General features: G+C 68.7%; 11 protein-coding genes and 1 pseudogene. 6 read left to right on the forward strand and 6 right to left on the reverse strand.

Going from position 1 to position 16,187, the window contains the following annotated elements:
- Positions 1 to 153: 153 nt before the first annotated feature.
- From ABZW03_RS02290 to ABZW03_RS02300, 3 genes and pseudogenes are all read left to right on the forward strand, one after another.
- A pseudogene (locus ABZW03_RS02290) lies at positions 154 to 357 on the forward strand (Arm DNA-binding domain-containing protein); the annotation flags it as partial.
- Between the two features lie 6 nt (positions 358 to 363).
- The gene (locus tag ABZW03_RS02295; RefSeq protein WP_355250959.1) at positions 364 to 1,404 is read left to right on the forward strand and encodes a site-specific integrase; all 1,041 of its coding nucleotides are present in this window, start codon (positions 364 to 366) and stop codon (positions 1,402 to 1,404) included.
- Between the two features lie 250 nt (positions 1,405 to 1,654).
- Positions 1,655 to 2,797 carry a hypothetical protein gene (locus ABZW03_RS02300; RefSeq protein ID WP_355250850.1) on the forward strand — a complete coding sequence of 381 codons (1,143 nt, stop codon included), beginning with the start codon at positions 1,655 to 1,657 and terminating at the stop codon, positions 2,795 to 2,797.
- 54 nt (positions 2,798 to 2,851) lie between these two features.
- On the opposite strand, the gene ABZW03_RS02305 is transcribed toward ABZW03_RS02300, so the two are convergent.
- The 5 genes from ABZW03_RS02305 to ABZW03_RS02325 all read right to left on the reverse strand — a co-directional run bounded on the left by ABZW03_RS02305 (position 2,852) and on the right by ABZW03_RS02325 (position 9,624).
- Entirely contained in the window at positions 2,852 to 4,792 is a 1,941-nt protein-coding gene (locus ABZW03_RS02305) for an AAA family ATPase (protein ID WP_355250853.1), read from the reverse strand.
- Complete coding sequence (locus ABZW03_RS02310; RefSeq protein WP_355250856.1) at positions 4,792 to 5,367, reverse strand: hypothetical protein; 576 nt, start codon at positions 5,365 to 5,367, stop codon at positions 4,792 to 4,794. Before ABZW03_RS02310 ends, ABZW03_RS02305 begins: the two co-directional genes overlap by 1 nt.
- Positions 5,364 to 6,776: a dsDNA nuclease domain-containing protein gene (locus ABZW03_RS02315; protein ID WP_355250859.1), complete on the reverse strand. Its 1,413-nt coding sequence runs from the start codon at positions 6,774 to 6,776 to the stop codon at positions 5,364 to 5,366. Before ABZW03_RS02315 ends, ABZW03_RS02310 begins: the two co-directional genes overlap by 4 nt.
- Before the next feature lie 247 nt (positions 6,777 to 7,023).
- Entirely contained in the window at positions 7,024 to 7,551 is a 528-nt protein-coding gene (locus ABZW03_RS02320) for a hypothetical protein (RefSeq protein ID WP_355250862.1), read from the reverse strand.
- A 615-nt stretch (positions 7,552 to 8,166) separates the two neighbouring features.
- Positions 8,167 to 9,624, reverse strand: coding sequence for a hypothetical protein (locus tag ABZW03_RS02325; RefSeq protein ID WP_355250865.1), 1,458 nt, complete (start codon positions 9,622 to 9,624; stop codon positions 8,167 to 8,169).
- Between the two features lie 314 nt (positions 9,625 to 9,938).
- Here ABZW03_RS02325 and ABZW03_RS02330 point away from each other — a divergent pair, with 314 nt between their 5' ends.
- The 3 genes from ABZW03_RS02330 to ABZW03_RS02340 all read left to right on the forward strand — a co-directional run bounded on the left by ABZW03_RS02330 (position 9,939) and on the right by ABZW03_RS02340 (position 14,365).
- Complete coding sequence (locus ABZW03_RS02330) at positions 9,939 to 11,882, forward strand: hypothetical protein (protein ID WP_355250868.1); 1,944 nt, start codon at positions 9,939 to 9,941, stop codon at positions 11,880 to 11,882.
- Between the two features lie 300 nt (positions 11,883 to 12,182).
- Complete coding sequence (locus ABZW03_RS02335; protein ID WP_355250871.1) at positions 12,183 to 12,392, forward strand: hypothetical protein; 210 nt, start codon at positions 12,183 to 12,185, stop codon at positions 12,390 to 12,392.
- Between the two features lie 179 nt (positions 12,393 to 12,571).
- Positions 12,572 to 14,365 (forward strand): zinc-ribbon domain-containing protein, encoded by a 1,794-nt coding sequence (locus ABZW03_RS02340; RefSeq protein WP_355250874.1) that lies wholly within the window; start codon positions 12,572 to 12,574, stop codon positions 14,363 to 14,365.
- Positions 14,366 to 14,972: 607 nt separating this feature from the next.
- On the opposite strand, the gene ABZW03_RS02345 is transcribed toward ABZW03_RS02340, so the two are convergent.
- Positions 14,973 to 16,166: a hypothetical protein gene (locus tag ABZW03_RS02345; RefSeq protein WP_355250877.1), complete on the reverse strand. Its 1,194-nt coding sequence runs from the start codon at positions 16,164 to 16,166 to the stop codon at positions 14,973 to 14,975.
- Positions 16,167 to 16,187: the final 21 nt, after the last annotated feature.

A 16,187-nucleotide genomic window follows, 5' to 3' on the forward strand; every position in this document is an offset into this window, starting at 1 on the left:
AGATCGAACCACGCGGCCCCATCGAGACCGAAGCAGCCCGCCGCCTCGCCGACGACCTCAAGCACCAGTAGTCACCCGATTACCCAACACTCTCTAACGCAGTAGCCACTCTCATCCCAGAGTCACCGTCCAGTCCGAGAGAAGGCGAAGCTCATGGGACAGCGTCCACAGCGTGGCCGGGTGTACCGGCGGTGTGGTTGTTCGGACGGTCACGGGAGGCAGTTGGGTCCATGGTGTGTGCGGTTGTTGGAGGAGGCGGGTCACGGGTCGTGGACGTACTGTGTCGACCTGGCCCCCGAGGACGGGAAGCGAAAGACCCGCCGGCGCGGTGGGTTTGCCACTCGCGCCGAGGCGGCCCGGGAGATGAAGGCAGTGCTGGACGGCGAGCTGCGCGGGGTCTACGAGGACCGCCGGGTCACTGTGGCGAGCTTCCTGCGGCAGTGGCTGGCGGTGAAGAAGGAAGAGCTCGCGCCGAACACCTACGCCGGCTACGACGCGTGCGTGGAGCGGGACCTGATCCCCACCTTCGGCCACTACCGGCTCCCGGACCTGCGCCCGAAGCACATCGCGCGCTGGATCGCCGCCCAACACAAGGCCAAGCGCGGCAAGGTCACCGTCTACCGGATCGTCTCCACCCTGCGCAACGCCCTCAACGCCGCCGTGCGCACCTGGGGGCTGCGCTACAACCCGGCCAAGCACTCCGTCCCTGCCCGGCCCCGCTCCGCCGATCGCACCTGCTGGACCCCTGACGAGGCCGCCACCTTCCTGCGACACGGCGCCGAACAGTACGCGGACCAGCTCACCGACCTGTTCGAGGTCATGCTCGGCACCGGCATGCGCCGCGGCGAGATCCTCGCCCTCCACTGGTCCGACGTCCACCTCATGGACCGCAAGCTCTACGTCCGCTGGACCCTCGCCGCCATCGACAACGGAAAGATCCACCTCCGCGAACCCAAGACCGAGGCCAGCCGCGCCTGGATCAGCCTCTCCCCCAGAGTCATCGCAGCCCTCCACCGCCAGGCCGCCATCCAGATGAACGCCCACCCCGACGCCCGGCTCGAGGGCCTGGTCTTCGCCCGCCCGGGCGGAACGCCGCTGCGGCCCCAGTGGGTCCTCGACCAGCTCCGAAAGCGCACCGCCGAACTCGACCTCCCCAAGATTGGGCTGCACGACCTGCGCCACACCGCGGCCAGCATCGTGATCGCCGAGAACATCCCCCTCGCCGTCGTGTCCAAGACCCTGCGACACTCCACCCTCGTCACCACAATCAACCTTTACGGCCACCTCTTCAAGGACTCCGCCGACCAGGCCGTCCAGGCGCTCGCCTCCGCCCTCGACCGGGCCCAGGCACGCCAGCTCCGGGCCGTCCCCCGTGACGACGACGACCTGCCGCTGGCGGCGTAGCAGCAGCCGCGACCGGAACCCCTCACCAGTCTGACGAGGCTGCACCTGAACGCCCGTCCCGGCGAGGGCGGCCGTCAGGCCTTGCGGCTGGCTGCTCGCTCGCAGGACGGCCCAGCGGAGGCCGGACCCACGAGGAAATTCGGATGGTCAGTTCGGGGTCGCAGGTATTCTCCGTTACGGCGACCGGCACCCATCCAGCCGGTCGACCCTCTGGCCGACTTCATCAGCCAGCAGGCACGGAAGGACCTCAGTGATAGACCTCAGCAACTACGAGCTGGCCTGGCCGGTCGACCTCTTCGTCAGCGAGGCCAACCACCTCACCGCCACCGACCACAACAGCTGGGTGTCCAGGGCCGAGTGGCTACTCACTGAAGCGTTCCAGGGGGCCAGTGCCTGCTCGGACTTTAAGGATCTTCCTGCCACAGCTCCCCACAGCAGCTACTGGAGCCCCCGTTCCGATCTCCCGCCATCGGAGCAGGCTCCAGTGGTGACGCAGGAGACCTGGTTTCGTGAGCTGGCCGACAGAGCGAAGGAGGTCCGGCATGTCACGGAGCCGCGTCCGTACTGGCCACAGCGCCAGGGGAAGGCTGCCCCGAATGCATCGGTAAGTCCGGCTTCGGCAGCTCGTGGATTCGCCCGACTGATCGGGGAGATGCACCGCAACGGCTATCTCGCGGAGCACTTCGGGCAGGAGTGCGTCGACGTCTATGCGGACCTGCCGGATGCCGCCGAGGTGCTGGAGCGCCGACTGGGCATACCTCTGCTCTGGCCCCTTACCCCTGGGGAGTGGGACGAGGACACGTTCCTGGGACTGGTAGAGGTCTTCCATGACCTGGTCTCACGTCCGCGTGATCGCTGGTACCACTCCTACAGCCAGTGTGGTTGGCATCACCGGGAGTTCCATGCAGGTCCCGCTCGGACGTTGTACAGGTGGCAGGTGAACCGCCTGCTCGCGAGTGCCGGCGTTCAGTACCGCCTCGCCGACGAGGGCGAGGACCAGGGCCGTCTCGTCGCGGTCACCGATGACGCCCGCGCCGACCTCGTCCACCGTGTCCTCGCCGTCGCCGACCCGGACATCAAGCAGCGCACCACGCACGCCATCGCCCTCTACCGCAGCCGCGGCGCGTCCATCGAGGAGAAGCGCTCCGCGGTGATCGTGCTCGCGGGCATCTTGGAGGAGCGGCGCGACCTCATCCGCAGCGAACTCGGAAAGCCGGACGACGGGGCCCTGTTCGTGATCGCCAACAAGTTCGAGATCCGCCACAGGGACGCCTCCCAGCAGGAGGACTACGATCCGGCGTTCCTCGACTGGATCTTCTGGTGGTACCTCGCTACCGTCGAACTCACGACGACCCTCCTGAGTCGCCAGCAGGCGGAGGGCTCTCGCGTGTGACAGCAACGGTTCAGGCTGCGTTTGTCCGAGAGCCTGTCGAGGAGCTGGGCGTTGTCAGCTTTCGCGTTCGTCCTCCGCGCGGCCGGTGTGTCCGGGGCCGGGGTGGGCGACGCCGGGGACCGTCGGGTTGTCGTAGTCGAGTTCGATCTTTCCGAAGGTGCTGCTGGGGACGGGAGCGGAGTCGTTGTCGGCGATGATCAGCTGGATTTGGGAGCCGTAGGTTTCAGCGATCGCTTGGAGGCGGTGGTAGGTGCGGCGGCCGCGTTCTTGGTCCTGTTCGTTGGTGCCCGATGCCTTGCGTGGTGAGTCGATGATCAGCAGGGACGGGACGAGGACGTCGGGGTGGGTGATGCCGAATTCCAGAAGCGTGAGGCTGTACGCGACGTTGATGCATGTCACGATGCCGCCACCGTCTGCCTGGAGAGTCTCGAATGAACCATTGTTGATCAGTGGCAGGTAGGTCGTTGGATCGATCGTTGCGGACTCGATCCACGGGGCTGGGCGGAGTTCGGCGACCATGGTGTCGAAGTTCCGGCTGAGATCGGTGACCAGCCCCTTGCGTGCGGCGAGCTCCGCGAGTCGGGCCTTTTGGTCGGCGGTGGCGCGGGTGCGGCGGGCTCTGATGTCGCGGACGGTCTGGTCGATCGCACGGGCTCTGGCCCAGGAGTCACGCAATTGGGTCACCGCGTCGATGCTCGCTCTGAGGGTGGCTCCGCGGGCACTGGCATCGGCGATCGCCTCGAAGTGCGGAGACACCATCCCCCGGGTCTGCGCGTCGAGTTGCCGGCGCAGGCTGTGCGTGAGGAACTCGGCCTGCTGAACGCGTTCGCGGGCGGTGCGCAGGACCTCAGTGTCGGCGGCCAGGAGGGTTCGGGCCTCTTGGAGTTGCTGTTCCAAGGCGTTGCGGGTCTGCTGGACCGCGGCCGGGTCGACGTCGTCGTCGGCGGGGTCGGGCTGCAGGCACACCAGGCAGTGGTCTTCCGGCACCGGTCGTGCGTCGAGTCTCTGCATGCATCGGGGGCAGACGACGAAGTGGAAGGGCAGGAGCTTCTCGATGGCGGTGGCGGAGCGTTCCAGGCGGGATAGGTCGAGCTCGATCTGAGCGACGACCGCTTCCCGGGCTTCGATGAGTTCCTCGGCTGCCAGGAGTTCCTGCGTGGCCTTGCTCGCGTCCTCGATCGCCGTGCGGAGTTCTTGGCGGAGGACCGCGTCGGCCGCACTGCTTTCCTGCAGTTCGTGGCGCAGCAATGCGAGGGCTGTGTCGGCGCGCTGCAGCATGTCGCGCAGATCGGCTAGTTCGGCGCGGAGTTCCTCGTCGGTGCGGGGGTCGGTGGCGGCCAGGAAGCGCTGGACGCTCTCGTACTCGGCCGTCTTCGCCTTGAGTTGCTCCTTGAGCTTGCCCAGGAGTTTTCCTAGTTCCAGCACGGTGCTGTCGGTCAGTCCGAACATCAGCTTGAAGAGGTGGGTGCGCGCGGACTTGAACCAGGTGTCGAGGTGTCCGATGACCTCTTGGTCGATCCCTCGGGCGTCCCGGTAGACGTATGTGAAGAGGTCGGCGAAGGTGAGGTCGCGTTCGGTGGCTTTCCCCTCGCGGGTGGTGGCGATGCTCTCGCGGGGGAATCTCAGCGCTTCCAGGAGCAGGTCGGAGAGGGATTCTCCGCCGGCGGAGTCGCGGATGGGGAGGGTGCGGCGCAGCGTGAGGGTCTCGGGGTCGAGGATGTCGACGTGGTCGGTCCGGCTGTCGTTGATGGTTCGCTTGAGGGTCATGTGCTGCTCGCCGACGACCACCTCGGCCCGTACTGAGTGGACGTGGTTGCGGACGGCGGGGGTCAGCATGGCTTTGCCGCCGATGGCGTACTTGAGCAGCATGAGCAGGCTGGACTTACCGGTGCCGCTGGCACCGCTGACGACGGTGGCCGGCTGGTCGAAGCGGTAGGTCTTCTCGGTGTCGGCCGTGGTGACGGTCAAAGAGATGAAGCGGAGGTGGGTTGCCATCAGATCTCCGTGCGCCAGGGCCTGTCGACCGCGTCGGGCAGGCGGTCGTAGATGAGGGTCTTCAACGCTGTCCCCGACTTGTTGAAGTGCCGCTTCAGGAGGGCGATTCGCTGGGCGACCACGGCCCATTCGTCGGTTGCCGTCAGCGCGGTGGCGGCGATCGCGCCGTTGGCGGTGATGCGGAACTCCGCGCGGTTCGCGCCGCTGTAGGTGATGAGGCCGCGGGCTGCGAGGGATCCGAGGACGCTGTAGTAGCGCTGGTCCCAGGGGCCGTACTTGTACCGGGTCATGCGGCTCTCGACGGCGCGGCGTTCGGAAGCGGTGGGCTGTGCTCCCTGCGGCCAGTGGATGTCGTCCTCTGTGAGAAGGCGGTCGAGCATGGCGGGGTATCGCAGCAGGAAGTCGAGCTTGGCGAGTTTGGTGAGCCCGTCCAAGCCCTTCTTCGCGGTGGTGAACTTGTCGATCAGCAGGAGGATGCGGGCCTCGTGGTAGCCGGCTTCGCGCATCTCCTGTCGGCGGGCCCGGTCCCTGACTCTCGCGATGGCGGCTGCGTGGTCGTCGCTTCGGCTTGTCACGACGCCTCCTCCTCGGAGGTGTCGAACGGCTCGGAGAAGTAGAAGTCGCACTGGTCGCAGAGTTCGTAGGCCAGGCCGCGCAGGTGTTGTCCGTTGACCGGGAACGCCAGGGACGACGAGAGGTTCTCGGGCAGGAGGTGCTGGGTGAGGAGCTGGTTCATGCGCCGGCCGTAGGGTGCCCCGTCGAGCGCTTCGTTCTCCGCCTGGTCGCGACTGGCGAAGGCAGCGTCGACCACTTCGAGGCTCACGTTCGCCAGGTCGGTGGTGTCGCCTGCCAGTCCTGATCGGTGTTCTTCCCAGGTCGTGTACCAGGCGGAGCGCAGACGTTCAGCGTGGGCGGCCTGGTCGGAAGGGACTCCGCCGCGCGCGAGTTTCTTGCGCAGGTTCGCCCCGCCCGGGGCTGTGATAGGGGTCTTCCCTCGGGTGAAGGTCGGCACGGCGGCGCGGCTTGAGATGAACTCGTCGCGGATCGTGCCTGGGTAGAGCGTACGCCGGGCGATGCGCTGCTGGATTTGGACGTTATGGCGGACCCTGCTCGGGTCTGCGATGTAGGCGGCGTACTGGGCGCGGTCGTTCTCGTCGCGGTTCGCCTTGTCAATGCGTTCGACCACAGCCAAGTAGGTGGCTTCGATGTCCACGTTCTCGCGCTGCAGGAGTTCGACCGCCGGCCGGAGGAGCCTCTGCAGGTTCACGTCGGTGATGTCTCCGCGGGAGGGCAGCTCGGCGTCTATGTGGAGCACCGCGAAGAAGTCTTTGACCGTGTCGGTGAAGCCGGCCGGGATGGCGATGTCGGCGAGTTTGGATACGTCGGGGACCTTGGGGATGGTGGCGTAGGGCTGCTGCAAGCGGATCTTGAGGAAGTGCCGGCTGACCTTCTCTGCCATGGCGTCTACCCCGACGGTGGTCTTCGGGTCGGGCCCGCACATGGCGGCGAGCGCCGCTGCTCCGGTCTTTCCTGTGGCGAGGCCGGCGTTCGTGGCCAGGCGCAGCCTGACGTTACCCGCGCCGTCGCAAGCCCGCCAGCGGTCGAAGAGATGGGCCAGGCCGCCGTCCTTGCAGATCTCCTGCAGGTTCCACGGGGTTCGACTCTTCGCGCGGTGTTTGACCGAGACGAGTTCGACCGAGCCGTCCGTGTAGGCGACGACGTAGTCCTCGTGCCATTCGCAGACGACGTAGTCAATGTTGCCTGCGGTGAGCATGGCGATGCATGTCTGGGCAGTGACCTCGGTCTGGTAACGGTAGTTGCGCAGCGTGTCGGACCCGCTGTCCTCCTTCGGCGCCATCCGGAAAATCGGATGGACGAACTCTTCCTTGCCGGCTTCATCAGGTCCGTCGGCGGTCTCGGCCACGACCAGATCAACCACTGCCGCCTCCTGTCCCAGCGACCGCGCGCGACTGTAAACGGCCATGGCGCGGAGGATTCCCACAACTACCACACGGATTGCGCACCTCGTAACCGGTTGATCACATCCGTTATCGGAACGCCGCGGCCGACGGATGCCGAGCTGCACGCCGCCGACTGGAGCGGTCGCTGGAGCACAGACAGACAGTGCCCAACCGGCTCTGCTTCCCCTATCTGAGCAGCGAAACCCGCCCTCGACCGCCCATTCCGTCAGGCGAAATGTGCTGCACCAGAAGGGGGTTAATGCTTTCGCATCAGTTTCGCTCAACCGCGACAGTCTCCGGCTGCATGCGGCCAGGTAGCTGGCTCCAGTCGTTCAGGGCTCCTTGGAGGAGGTTGTCGAGCTGGGCCTTGCCCTCGCTGAGCAGGAGGTCACGCAGGCAGGCGCAGTCGCCCATCGCGCCGCCGTCGGTGAAGCAGATGAAGATGCCGGCCGCCTGGAGGCCGCGGGCGGCGAGGGCGATCTCGTGCCCGAACGGGAGCGGTACGCGGCTGGCGAGTTCCTGGGCGAAGACCTGCTCGATGCGGGGGCGGCCCACCGCGGCCAGCAGGGCGCCGACGAGGCTGCCGACCACGCCGTGCAGGGACTTCTTGCCGTCCAGCAGCGCGCGGGCGAAGGCGGCGAGCGCGTCGCAGCCCTTGCCGCGGTGTCGCTCGACGAGCGCACTCCAGGTCTCTGGGGCCACGTAGCGGACGGCCTGGGCGGCGATGACGTCGCCGCCGCCTCCGCCGACGAGTTGCGCGCACACCCGGACGGCGCTGTCCGTCTCGGCGCGGGTCACGACCCGTGGCGGGGTCGGAGCCTGACGGGAGGTGGTGCGCTGGGCCGGGATCCGGGGTGTCCTCGCCGGCGGTGCGGGGCGGGCGGCCGACGAGGGACGGTTCACCGTGGAAGCGGGCCGGCGGGGCCTTCGGCCCGTCTGTCTCGCGGGTGCGCCGCTCGCTGCCCGCCTGCGTGGGGACGGATCGGTGGGTCGCGGGCCAGCGGGGAGTCCTTGATGCAGGTGACAGCGGAATCCGGGGCTGGAGACCCGGTTCCTGCAGAGCTTCCTGTCCTTCTTCATCGCACGGCATCTGTCGACCATCCACAGAGAGTGACCAACGCGGCACCTTCAGGAAAGAGGGCGAGGGTCTTCCCGGTTCGATCGGGTCATGCCGGGCAGCCCTGTGACCTCCGGGGTCGGTCGTTCACGGGTGACGAGGCAGCTCATGGATGTACCTCCGCCGCAGGAGGTTGCCCCGATCCGTTCGGCCACCCGTTCGCTCGGCGCCGCCGCACCGGGAAGGGGCGGGAGCGGCGACCGGAAGGTCGCTTCCGGGCGCCGCTCCCGGGCGCCCGGACGGTGGGCGGAGGCACTTCGCGCGCCTCGGCCCGCCGTCCGGATGAGCCGGTCCGATTAGCGGCGGAAGCCGCGGTGGGGGTCCCGGGCCCTGACGTTCCCGAACGGCTCGAACCAGGCTTGCGCGCGCAGGTCTCCCACCCCGAGCTGCCGGTTGACGTCCCCATCGGGGTCCTCGATGCCGTCGAAGCGGGAGCTGTAGAGCATGAGGACGTCGGTGTCCTGGAAGAACATGTCCGTGCAGGCGCCGAAGTCGTAGTCGTCGCGGTGCGTCGGCAGCGTGCTGTGCGTGCCGTGCCCGGTGCCGTCGGAGTCGTCCCCGATCTCGTCGGCGCTGTCGCCGGCGTCGTCGATGGCGAGATGCAGGGCGAGTTCCTCGGCGGTGCAGGTCGGCCGCGGCCAGTGGCCGCGTTCGAGGTCGTCGGCGAGGTCGTCGGCGGCGCGGGCGAAGCGGCGCCGCCACTGGAGGTCGGTGGCGAAGGTCAGCTTCGGCAGCCGCGGGAACACCCCCCAACTGCCCTCGTGCTCATCCGGTACGAGGCGCCCGTCACCGAGTTCCTCGGCGTCCTCGTACGCCTCGTCGGCCAGCAGCGACAGCGCGGTGTGCAGGAGGTCTACCGTGCGGGGAGTCAGCTGCCACAAGCAGTTCTCTTCCTCGCACTCCGGGTCCTCGCAGTGCGGAGGCTCCACAGGGAAGAGCGCCGCAAAGTCGGGAAGCTCCTCGCCGGGGCTGTGGTCAGGGGACTCCCCGGCCTTGGCGGCACGCCGCCCGGGGCCGAAGTCCGCCACGACCGGCTCCGCACTCCACTCCGCGACCTCGTCGCCCTTGTCCCGCCGCAGCAGAGAGATATGGCTGCATTCGGTCAGGGCATCCGCCCCATCGACGTAGACAGGCGGGTCCGCGAGCCACATCACCGCGCCGACCACATCGTGCGGGTCGTCGGCGTCGAGCTGGTCGGCCGGCATCGACTCCCAGCCCTGTTCGCCCGCCGCCCCCAGCAGAGCCTGCCGGTCGTGGACGTGGAACTCACGGAGCGAAGTGATCCGTACAACCTGGCCCGGCAGGTCGCGCAGCCGCGCTGCGCCCCGTACGGAGCCCGCGGATTCCAGGGCCTGGTCGTCCTCGCCGCTGCCCTCGCTGTCGGCGCCGTCCTCCTGGTCGGGTTCCTCGTGCGCGGATCCTTCGGGCCAGGCGATGAGCGTTCCGGCGGCAGTCGGCCAGGTGCCGGCGAGCACATGGGCCACGGCCCGCCGAAGCGAGGACGCCGGAGCGTCCGGCAACTGCCCGCACAACCCGTCCACGGACTCCTCCAGCAGGGCCCCGACCGCCCGGCTCAGGATCCGGCGCAGCAGTTCGGCCGCGCGGTGGGCGAGTTCGGGATCGCGGCAGGTGAGGACGGCTTGGAGTGAGTCGGGGCCGTCGTCGTGGGTGAGGAGTGCGAGGACGCGACTCTTGCTGGGAGTGTGTTCGCAGAGAAAGTCGCGGGGTGAGGCGGTGAGCTCGTGCTCGGGCATGCGGGGAACTCCGGTTCAGTAGAAGGCATTCCGCGGGCACATGGCGCGGGGATGGTGGAGTTCCGCTGGTGGGCGCGCTGCTGACACGCCTCCGGACGGGGAGAAAAAATCGGCCGAGGCTGGTTCCGCCGATGCTGTCGGCGGTCCGGACCTGGTCTGCCGGACACCGTACCCGAGTCGCCGAGGAGTTGTCCCCCGCGAAGCCGGGTCAGTCCGCCCTGGCCCCGGACCCCTCGTATCCGTTCGTTCCCGGATTGTCCGACCGATGGAGCAGGATGGAGTCCGACGAGTCACCGCGGAGAGGGAAGCAAGGAATGGCCACTGACGAAATCCGGCTGCCCGTAGAGTTCCTGACCACTGTCGCCGCCGGTGCCGATCCCGGGTCCGCGGCGGCCCGGGTGGCAGCCGAGCAGGCCCGCGGCGTGGCCGACAGCCAACTGGGCGGACCGCTCCTCGCGGCGCTGCTCGCCAAGCCCTACCGGGATTCGGCACCCAACTGGCTGCTGGAGGCCGCCGTGGCGAACGGGCTGCGGCAGACCGAGACCGAGTACGAATACCTCACCGACTCGACCTCACTGCTGGTTCTCGCTCTCGTCCATCCCGACTGCGACCCGGCTCTGCGGGCCGACGCGTTGCGCCGCTGTTCCGACCGCCGGCTCGGATCCCTCGGTGCCGCCGACCGACCTGCCGATCTCTGTGCTGCCGTCGTCGACGAACTGCGCAGGCGGGTTCCCCAGCCGCCGTACATGACGCCCGAGCTGCTCAAGAAACCAACGCCCGCACAGGTGGTACTGCAGACGGAAAGCCTCCATGACGACGTGTTCGAGGCCGCCGTCGCGCTCCTCCCCGACGGCCCCGACCGCACGCGTCTGAAGAACGAGGATTCCGATGCATGGTCCGGCCGAATCAGGGCGGCGTTCGACGCGTGGGGACGTATGTGGTCGAATGTACTCGAACAGCACCCCGACCGTCACCCCCAGCTCATCGACATGACCTCCGCTACCTGGGCAAACCAGGTCGTCCGTGACCAGCTGCTCGGCAGCGTGCCGTGGACGGTCGAGCCGAAGCTCCTCCGGCGGATCGCGCTGGATGACCTCTCCCGGTTCGACGCCGCCATGCTCACGACCCGGATCTGCACCTTCCTCCAGGACGGTTCCTCGAAGGAGGAGGCCCGAGAGCACTTCGCCGCCGAGCTCTCCGCCCTGGAGGAGACCGACCGGAGGGACATCGAGGCCCTGTACCTGCAGGACGACGGCTTCGAAGCCCGCTGGGGCACCGACTCCGCCGTCTCCTGGGTGAGCCACGCGGCCGACGGACCGTGGCGCCTCATCCTGAACCCCGCCGAGGCCAAGCCCGCCTACGGCGATCCCCACCCCTGGCGAAGCCATGCGGACGAACTCACCGACCTGGGAAGGCACTTCGCCGAAACGGCCGTGCAGGCCCTGCGGACCTGGAAGTCGAAGGACCTCTACGGAATCAGCAGGGCCGCCGACCTGCGATGGATCCGCGACATGCTGGTCCACCTTCCGGAACTCACACCAGCCGTCGAAGCCACCGTCCGGCTGGTGATCCGCGACGCCCGCCACAGCCGGTCCGGCCCCCAGTCCTACGACTACAAATCCCAGGAAGATCGCAGGCGGTTCGACGAACTCCTGGACGCGATCACGCGCATCGTCGCCGACCCGGCCCCGCAGCCACCCGCGACCCGTCGCACGGCCCTCGGCGATCCCGAGGAGGTGACGGTGCGGAGCCTGTCCGCCGCCTCTGCGGAGGTACTCGACGCGTACCTCGACCGGCACGCCGGCGACGACGACCTCGTGGAGAAGGCGCTGCTGTCCCTCGCCTTGCACGGCCGCCGCGGCAGACCGGCATTCGACTCGGTCCTCGCCCGCCACTCCGACCCGCGCCACGCCATCCACACGCTCACCCGGGAGCTTCGCCACAGGCTCGGCGGCAGCCCCGCCAACCGCGAAGCATGGGCCCGGGAGATCCTCGCCCTGCCCGACTGCCCCAGCGAGACCGTCCTCGCCCTGCCCGCCTGGACCGCACTCAAGGCACGCGGGCACCGCTACGACAGCACGCATCCCACCGTGCTCGCCCTGGTCGAAGCCGCGCTCGGAGACGACCACCAGGCCTGGCAGCGATTCGCCGACAGCCCGATCAGCAACTCCGGACCCAGCGCCTGGCTCCGCCTCGGAGACATCCTCACGGCCGCCACAGATGAAACGGCACGGCCGAAGCCGCCCACCTCCCTCTGACGAGGCCGGTGGTCCCGAATCAGGCCGGCTCGTACAGTCGTACGAGCCGGCCCGCGGGCCACCGAGATTCCCGACGCGATCGCGAACCTGCCCAGCGGCGGCTCGATGGTCGTTTTTTACAGCCGCCTGAAGGCCGCCCGGAGGCCGAGGCCGCGTTCGAGCGAGTCGTCGCGGGTTGGATCTCCGAAGCCCGCCAGCAGACCACCCTGCACGAGGAAGCCCTGCAGCAGCTGGTCGCTGTCAAGACCCCCCGGCGGAGAGGGAACCGTACGAGGACCGGGCGCACGACCCGCTGACCGTGTGGGCGACGGCTGCGTCGCCACCTACCAGGTCGCTGTCGATTGGCTGGTCGGCACGGTGGCGCTGCTCGTCCCACATCTCATCCGCGAGCACCCCATCGCAGGAGCCACCAGGGCCATGCCGGTCACCCGACTCGCCGTGCCGGACTCCGTGTTTCCCGTTCACGCACTGCTCCGGGCCTGGCAGCCGGAGGCCGACGACGAGGAATGAGCAGTGCCCGGGTACTCCGGGTGGCATGGCTCGCCCGGACACCGCCGCACCGTACGTGGTCGTCGGCCGCGACGCGGCGGACCGGCCGAACAGAGGGAACAGATGGAGAGGGACCCGGCCACGGCCCAAGCACCCACCCGTCACCACGCTCCCGGGTGGCGCCATGGGAGAATCCTCAGGTGAGCCCCATAGCGCCCCAGAAACAGGTCCAGCTGTGCGCGGGTGCCGGCTGTTCTCAGCCATCCGCGTACCGGACGCGTTCGCGCGACGCCTGGTGCGACGATCACATCACAGAAATCCTCCGCACCGGCGGACTGGAGCCGTTGGAGCCGTTCACCAAGCCGACGGTGTGGCGTCTGACCCGGTGCCTGATGTGCGGCTGCGAGGCGCACTACCGCTTCGAGTACACCCTGGCCAAGAACGGGGAGGGCGAGGCGACGTGCCGGGCGTGCTACTGGGGCCAGTGGGCACAGGACGAACGGCGGCGCCACGGCGTGTACGCGGATCTGACGCCGGTTCCCGTGGCAGAGGCGAGGGAACACGCGGAGAAGAACGGCTACGACTACCTGGCAGCATTGACCGACCCGTCCTACCGCGACGACCCTCATCACGTCCGGTGCAAGTACTGCAACCGCCTTGCCGCCGAGCGGATGGGCGACATCGCGTTCGGCTGCCGGTGCAAGACCAATCCGAGCCGCGCACGGCAGACGCCCAGCTCGCCCGGGCAGAAGCAGCGGGCCCTGCTCAAGGACTCCGGGCTCCCCGTCCTTGCATGGTGGGACCACGGGAAGAACGACCTTGCACAGTGGGAGACCGTCACCATCACGGCCCGCCGGGAGGCGGCCTGGCGCTGCCCCGACTGCGGCCTGCAGTTCACCGCCCGGGTCCACGACATGATCCACCGGGCGCAGTGCCCGACATGTGAGCCGAAGCGCCACGCCGAGTGGCAGGAGGAGTACGAGCGCTACCAGGTGACGACCGTCGCCGAAGTGCCGGAACTGCTCGCGGCATGGGCCGACGACGAAGACCCGCGCACCGTCACCGTGGCCGGGTTCTGGCCGCTGCGACGGTTCCGCTGTCCGCAGGGACACCACCCGCGTATATCCCCGTACACCTTCCTGCACTCGGGCTGCCCTTCCTGCCGGGGCCAGGACACCCGCGCCGCCTGGCTGGAAGCCGAGGCCCCAGATCCCGCCCCGTTCAGGATCAGTCCGGAGATCGCCTCCCAGTGGCACCCGAGCCGCAACGGCCGCATCAGCCTGGCCAAGCTCTCTCCGAGGTCACGCAGAACGGTGTGGTGGCAGGACCCTGGCTGCGGCCACGAGTGGCAGGACACGCCGGAACAGCGGGACAAGGGGCAGCGCCTGCGCTGCCCCGAATGCCGCACGATCCTCGACTCACTCGCGTTCCACTTCCCGGAACTCGCCGCCGAGTGGTCGCCGGTGAACCCGCTCTCCGCCTGGCACGTGCGCCCCAGCGGGCAGACAGCCTTCGTCCCGACGTGGGTCTGCACCACGGACCCCGAGCATGTGTGGCAGGCGCCCCTGGCTTCCCGCACCGTAGGCAGCGGATGCCCCGAGTGTAGGGAACACGGCAAGTCCCAGATCGAGCTCGCCCACCACGAGGCCGCGGAACGCGCCTTCGGCAGAGCATCCTCCGGTCAGGCTGCACGCCATGACGCGTTCGTCCGGCGCAGCGTCTGGCACGTCGATATCACAGTCGAACTCAGCGGCGGCCGGAAACTCGCCGTGGAGTACGACGGCTCCTACTGGCACGCGGACAAGGCCGACATCGACGAGGAGAAGTCTCGTGACCTACTGGCCGCGGGGTACCTCGTCGTGCGGCTGCGCGAGCATCCGTTGCCCGCTCTGCCGATCGACGACTCCGGGTACGCCGAGTTCACCGTCCACGCGACCGTCCCCGATCCGGATGGTGTGATCGACCGGGTAAAGCGGTGGGCGTCCGAACACTGATTAACGAAACTCTCCATGCTGGCAAAAGGTGCAGCCCGGTCCGGCCCCATGTCCCATTCCCGGGAACTCCAGTGCGGGCCGCGCCTGGCCTCCTCACCAGAGAGGGCTTCGGGCGGGCTACGCCGGATTCATGCACCCGTCCATGAATCCACCACGATGCACAGCGTCTTCTGCTCCACGGTGAGCAGCTGCCACTGTCTCTCGCACTGCTCCTTCGGGTATGTCATCCCGCCTTCCGCCATCAGGAACTCCTGGGCGGCCCGTCCGACAGGGACCGACGCCTCCCGACTGCTGGGCTTTCCGACCAGTTGCTGAGCCAGGAACGCTGGTGTACCCGGGGTCGGGCTCGGCCGGGATGCGGCGCGGCGCTGCCGTGGATGTGGCGGCCGACTGGCCATCGGCTGTACACGCCACTGCGCCGCCGATGGCCGTCGCCGTCAGAGCTACGGCAGCCAGACTTGTTCTCGCGTTCATGACCGGAGAAGTTAACACGCCCACGAACAGCCTCGACTCGTGGGCGGACCCTGGCGGCTGGCAATGCGTTCTCTGTCCTGGCGGAGCAGGGCGCAGACGGATAGCGGAGTTCGGAGCGGGCACAGCCGTGCCGTCAGCAGTCTCTTTCCGGAAGTACTCGAAGGGCGAGGACGGATCCGTCCGGGTGGATGGAGACGGGGCCGTCCCAGTCGTCGTCCCAGGTGGCGGTCGGCCACGAGGAGCGGCGGGCGTGGGCCTCGTCGCGGTAGCGGGTGAGGCGGCGCTTGGCGAGGTGCTTGAAGAGGTCCTCCGCCACGCCCGAGAAGGCCTCCACTCGGGTGCGGTTGAGGCGCAGGACGTGGTCGGTGCCGACGAACGGGAGGCCGAGGAGTTCGTGGGCCGCGTCCTGGACGCTGCCGATCGCGGCATGCGAGATGCCCTCGTACCGCTTGCGGCCCTGCCGGGCGGTGAGGTATGGGACGGTTGCTTCCGCGTCTCCGGCGAAGGCCGTCAGGCCCGCCGCGCCGGTGCGGGCGAGGGCGTGCTGGAACCAGGCGAAGTGGTCCGCTTCGATGTGGAAACCCGGAACGGAGTCGGGGTTCTCGCCGTCTCGTCCGGGCGGCAGGATCCCAGGGAAGATGTTGTCCTGGTCGAGCTCCAGGTCCAGGTCGCGGGCTTTGCTGGCCGGGTGGGTGAGTGTGCCGCCGTTGCCGGGCGCGTGCAGCAGGTGGACGGTCATCGGCCCGTCGACGGGGAGCTCGGTACTGAAGATCAGGGCCGGTGTGTCCGTCCATCCGCCGATGTGCACGGCGTCGGCGTGGACCGCGGCCGAGGCGAGTTGGGTGTGGGAGGCGGAGGCGCCGCTGTGGTTGCCCTTGCAGGCGATCGGGAGGACCCGCGATGGCCGGCCAGGCTTCCACACCTCCGCGAAGTGCTGGGGCCGGTAGCGGTAGCCGACGGAGACACCGCTGTCCCGGCCGGTCACCGCGAAGCCCGCCCGCAGGGCGGCGTCGGCGGGCACGATCGACACACTGTGGTCCGGATAGCGCCTGGCCAGGACATGCTTGGCCACGGCCAGCGCGAACCCGACGCCGAGTTCGTTGGACTGCAGTGCCTTGTAGTAGTCCGCCGTGTCACGGCCCTCGGCCGACAGGGCCATGAAGGTCCCGAGCGTTCCCTCCAGCGCCTGGCTGTACTTGAGGCAACCCCAGTGCTCCGCGAGCCCCCGCCCGGCACCGCGTCGCGCGAGTGCGGTCGCGCGTCCGAGGGTGTGCAGCACATCCCAGGGCGTCAGTTGGACGCCCGCGCCGATTTCCCCGGACGGCACGGGTCGCAGGCCCGGCTTGCG

Origin of the sequence: Kitasatospora sp. NPDC004799 (assembly GCF_040609095.1) — a bacterium.
GTDB lineage: Bacteria > Actinomycetota > Actinomycetes > Streptomycetales > Streptomycetaceae > Kitasatospora.

Excerpts from the sequence above, each read along its gene's own strand:
- ABZW03_RS02295 (WP_355250959.1), top strand. The coding sequence starts at position 364 with ATGAAGGCAGTGCTGGACGGCGAGCTGCGCGGGGTCTACGAGGACCGC.
- ABZW03_RS02305 (WP_355250853.1), bottom strand. The coding sequence starts at position 4,792 with ATGGCAACCCACCTCCGCTTCATCTCTTTGACCGTCACCACGGCCGAC.
- ABZW03_RS02315 (WP_355250859.1), bottom strand. The coding sequence starts at position 6,776 with ATGGCCGTTTACAGTCGCGCGCGGTCGCTGGGACAGGAGGCGGCAGTG.
- ABZW03_RS02325 (WP_355250865.1), bottom strand. The coding sequence starts at position 9,624 with ATGCCCGAGCACGAGCTCACCGCCTCACCCCGCGACTTTCTCTGCGAA.
- ABZW03_RS02330 (WP_355250868.1), top strand. The coding sequence starts at position 9,939 with ATGGCCACTGACGAAATCCGGCTGCCCGTAGAGTTCCTGACCACTGTC.